Origin of the sequence: Streptomyces sp. NPDC007084 (assembly GCF_040703595.1) — a bacterium.
GTDB lineage: Bacteria > Actinomycetota > Actinomycetes > Streptomycetales > Streptomycetaceae > Streptomyces.
The window spans coordinates 1-3,853 of sequence record NZ_JBEYFY010000118.1; the positions used below are offsets into that span (position 1 = coordinate 1).

A 3,853-nucleotide genomic window follows, 5' to 3' on the forward strand; every position below is an offset into this window, starting at 1 on the left:
CAGCGCGCCGCCGAGCGGGCCGGGCCGGGAGGTGCCGCGCGCCGGGCGGGGCAGCGGCAGCCGGGGGGCGCTCGCGAGGGCGCGTGCGGTGGTGAGTGCGCCCCTCGCGCTCCGGGGTGAGCCGGGCGCGGCGGCCCGGTGGTGGTGGCCGTCGCTGTGCAGCAGCACACCGGGCGAGAACGGGCGCAGGACCAGGGAGTCCAGGCCCGGGGTGTGGCGCAGCTCCGGATGGGAGGTGGACAGGGGCCGGCCGAGCCGGTCCAGCCGGAAGCCGTCGACCTTCTCCGTGGCCATCCGGCCGCCCACATCGGGAGCGGCCTCCAGGACGACGGCCCTCAGTCCCGCCCCGGTCAGATGTCGCGCGGCAGCGAGACCGGCGGCACCGGCCCCCACCACCACGACGTCCACGTCTTCCGCTGTCGCCGCCCTGTGCGCGGCTTGGCGTACGGGCTCTAGCACGTGCCCCTCCTCGAGGTTGCGCGGCCGGTGGGAACGTCATGCCCCCAACAGGCGTCAGGAATACCCGAGTTCGGAACGAGCGTGCGAGCCCCGCGCCCCCGCGGGAACCCGCGCGACAGCCGTGCACGGGGGCACGGGGGGTGCATGTGTCCACCGGGCGGCCGACGGGGGCCACCCCGCCCGCAGGGCAGGGCTTCCGCGGTCAGCCCAGCGTCGCCCGCAGCGCCCCGTCGATCGAGGGGAACGCGAAGGTGAAGCCCGATTCCAGGAGGCGGGTGGGCAGGACGCGCTGGCTGCCCAGGATCTCGCCGGACATCTCGCCGAGGGCCAGGCGCATCAGCGGGGCCGGGGTGGTCAGCAGGGTCGGCCGGTGCAGGACCCGGCCCATCGCCTCGGTGATCTCGGCGTTGGTGAGCGGGTCGGGGGCGGTCAGGTTCACCGGCCCGGACACCGACTCCGTGTCCATCAGGTGCCGGATCGCGGCCACCTCGTCGTGCAGGGCGATGAAGCTCCAGTACTGCCGGCCGTTCCCCAGCCGCCCGCCCAGCCCCGCCTTGAACAGCGGGAACAGCTTCGCCCAGGCGCCACCCGCCCGGGACACCACCAGCCCGGTGCGCGGCAGCACCGTACGGATGCCCGCCTCCCGCACCGGCGCCGTCGCCCCCTCCCACTCCACGCACACCGAGGCCAGGAACCCGTCACCGGCGGGCGCCGACTCGTCCACCGCGCGGCTGCCCGTGTCGCCGTAGAAGCCGATCGCGCTTCCGTTCACGAAGACCCGCGGCGGTTCGTCGAGCGAGGTCACCGCCTCGGCGAGCGTCGCCGTGCCGAGCACCCTGCTGTCCCGGATCTGCCGCTTGTACGACCGTGTCCACGGCCGTGAGGCCACCCCGGCCCCCGCCAGGTTGACCACGGCCGCGCAGCCGGCCAGCCCGGCGGTGTCGATCCGCCGCCGCAGCGGGTCCCAGCGGACCTCCTCCGGCGAGCCGGGCTCGTGGCGCACCAGCCGGACCACCTCGTGCCCGTCCGCCCGCAGCGAGCGCGTGAGTTCGGAGCCGATGAGGCCGGACGCGCCGGCGATCGCGATACGGGAGCCCGGGGGGAGGGGTGAGTCGCTCATGAGTCCATCCTGCCCGCACAACGGCCGGAATCCCGGCCGGACCTGCCCGATCCGCCCCCGTACAGTGACCGGCATGGCAGCCGCACCGCAGATACGTACCGCCACCCTCGACGACGAGGACCCGCTCGGCAGACTCGACCGCGACACCTGGTCCACGCTGCACGCCGTCATGCCGCGTCCCCAGCCGCCGTACGAGCCGTTCTACAACCAGCGGTTCGGCCCCCGGGACCACATCGTCGCCGAACTCGACGGCCGCGTCGTCGGCTACATCCGGCTGGGCTACCCCACCACCCTCGCCTCCAACGCGCACGTCCGGCAGATCCTCGGACTCGCCGTCGCCGACGAGGCGCGCGGCGCCGGGGTGGGCCGCGCGCTGCTGCGGGCCGCGTGCGAGGAGGCCCGCAGCCAGGGCGCCCGGCGGATCACCCTGCGGGTGCTCGGCCACAACGTCCCGGCGCGCGCCCTGTACGCCTCCGAGGGCTTCGTCGTCGAGGGCGTCCTGCCGGGGGAGTTCCTGCTGGACGGGGCGTACGTCGACGACGTCCTGATGGGCCGCTCCCTCTGACTCCTTGAACCCGTGCCCGATTCGGCGGGGGCCGGGGCCGGGGCCGGTCATGACGTGACGGGCCAGGTCAGGTCACGACGTGACGAGGTCGCCCGTGTCCACCCGGGCGGTGGCGTGGGCGGCCTTGCGGGCGTCGCCCGCCACCTCGTGCGCCGTCAGCACGTACCCCGTCTCGCTGTCCGAGGTCGACCGGGCGAAGACCACGCCGTACACCTTGCCGTCGGTGGTCAGCAGCGGGCCGCCGGAGTTGCCCGGGCGGACCGTCGAGCGGATCGAGTAGATCTCGCGGGTCACCGTGCCGGAGTTGTAGATGTTCTGGCCCGTCGCGTTGATCCGGCTCGCCACCGTGGCCGCCTGGAGGTCGAGGCCGCCGTCCTGCGGATAGCCCGCGACCACCGCCGAGTCCCCGCGCGAGGCGACCCCGTCGAAGGGCAGCACGGGGGCCCGCAGCCCGGGCACGTACAGCACGGCGACGTCCTTCCGCGGGTCGAACAGCACCACGCGCGCCGGATACGGCCGGCTGACCCCGCCCACCCGCACGGTCGGCCGGTCGATGCCCGCCACCACGTGCGCGTTGGTCATCACGCGCTGCGCGGAGTAGACGAAGCCGCTGCCCTCGCGGCCCTGGTTGCCCGAGACGCCCTCGACCTTCACGGTGCTCAGCTTCGCCGCGTTCGCCGCGGACGGGGTCACATTGTCGCCTGAGGGGCGCGCGACGCCCGCCGTCGGTTCGTTCTCGAAGGGGTTGAAGACCTGCGGGAAGCCCGCCTCGGTCAGCGCCGAGGTGGCGCGCGAGAACCAGGTGGGCGTGGTCTCCGGCATCGTCTTCTGCACGGCGCCCAGCAGCGCCGAGTTGCGGATCGACTGCGTCACCACCGGTGACGAGGACGCGCCGAGCACGCTCGCGGCCACCCAGGCCACCAGCAGCACCGCCAGGGTGTTCGCCGCGGCCCCGCCGATCCCGTCCGCCACCCGCAGCGGCCCCTCGTCCAGCTCCCGGCGCAGCTTCAGCGCCAGCCGCCCGGCCAGCTCGTGGCCCACCACGGCGGGCACCAGCACCGTCAGCACCGCCGTGACCGTCGCCGCCGGGGTGCCCGCCGTGACCAGCTCCATCGCCCAGGGCAGCACCCACACGCCGATCACCGCGCCGCCCACGAAACCGGCCAGCGACACACAGCCGGCGACCAGGCCACGGCGGTACCCGGACGCCGCGTAGGCCAGGATGACCAGCATCAGCAGGAGGTCGAGCACGTCCACGGAGCCGCCTTTCTCTGGGGCCCCTGAATACGCGCCGGGCGGGCCCATTGATCAGCCACGCGCGTGTGGTGCCGTGGGACGACCACACACCGTGGACCCGTAAAAACGTCCCGGACACGCCCGATGGTTCCACCGGGTGGCACACCACACATCGCGGGCCGCGCGGATCCGGGTCAGGGTGGGTCCATGTGTGTCTTCGGGAAGACCGGGAAGACTCGGGGGCCTCGAATACGGAACGGGCGGCGAGGAAGCCGCCCCGTGCGCCACGCACGCCCCGAGAACCGGGCGAGCGGGACCCGCGGAGGGCCGGGGCGCGAACCCCGGGCCGCCAGACGCCGGGCCTCCGGACCGTGGAGTCTCCCCCTACCACCTGGTGCCCACGAGATGCTCCCTCGCATTCGACGAGGTGTTCGGAACCACGCAGCAGCTACACACCCCCGAACTCGGCGCCG

4 protein-coding genes are annotated in these 3,853 nt (G+C 74.3%); 1 reads left to right on the forward strand and 3 read right to left on the reverse strand.

What is annotated here, in order from left to right; genetic code table 11:
• The coding region (locus AB0912_RS35760; protein ID WP_366707491.1) for an FAD-dependent oxidoreductase at positions 1 to 459 on the reverse strand (459 nt) is incomplete at its 3' end.
• Positions 460 to 661: 202 nt separating this feature from the next.
• On the reverse strand, positions 662 to 1,579 hold the full coding sequence (locus tag AB0912_RS35765) for a TIGR01777 family oxidoreductase (protein WP_366707493.1): 918 nt from the start codon (positions 1,577 to 1,579) through the stop codon (positions 662 to 664).
• A 73-nt stretch (positions 1,580 to 1,652) separates the two neighbouring features.
• Between AB0912_RS35765 and AB0912_RS35770 the strand changes: the two genes are divergently transcribed.
• A complete protein-coding gene (locus AB0912_RS35770; protein ID WP_366707495.1) occupies positions 1,653 to 2,144 on the forward strand; it encodes a GNAT family N-acetyltransferase in 492 nt (163 codons plus the stop codon).
• A 72-nt stretch (positions 2,145 to 2,216) separates the two neighbouring features.
• On the opposite strand, the gene AB0912_RS35775 is transcribed toward AB0912_RS35770, so the two are convergent.
• Positions 2,217 to 3,401, reverse strand: a complete 1,185-nt coding sequence (locus AB0912_RS35775) for a MarP family serine protease (RefSeq protein WP_366707497.1) — start codon at positions 3,399 to 3,401, stop codon at positions 2,217 to 2,219.
• Positions 3,402 to 3,853: the final 452 nt, after the last annotated feature.

Excerpts from the sequence above, each read along its gene's own strand:
- AB0912_RS35765 (WP_366707493.1), bottom strand. The coding sequence starts at position 1,579 with ATGAGCGACTCACCCCTCCCCCCGGGCTCCCGTATCGCGATCGCCGGC.
- AB0912_RS35770 (WP_366707495.1), top strand. The coding sequence starts at position 1,653 with ATGGCAGCCGCACCGCAGATACGTACCGCCACCCTCGACGACGAGGAC.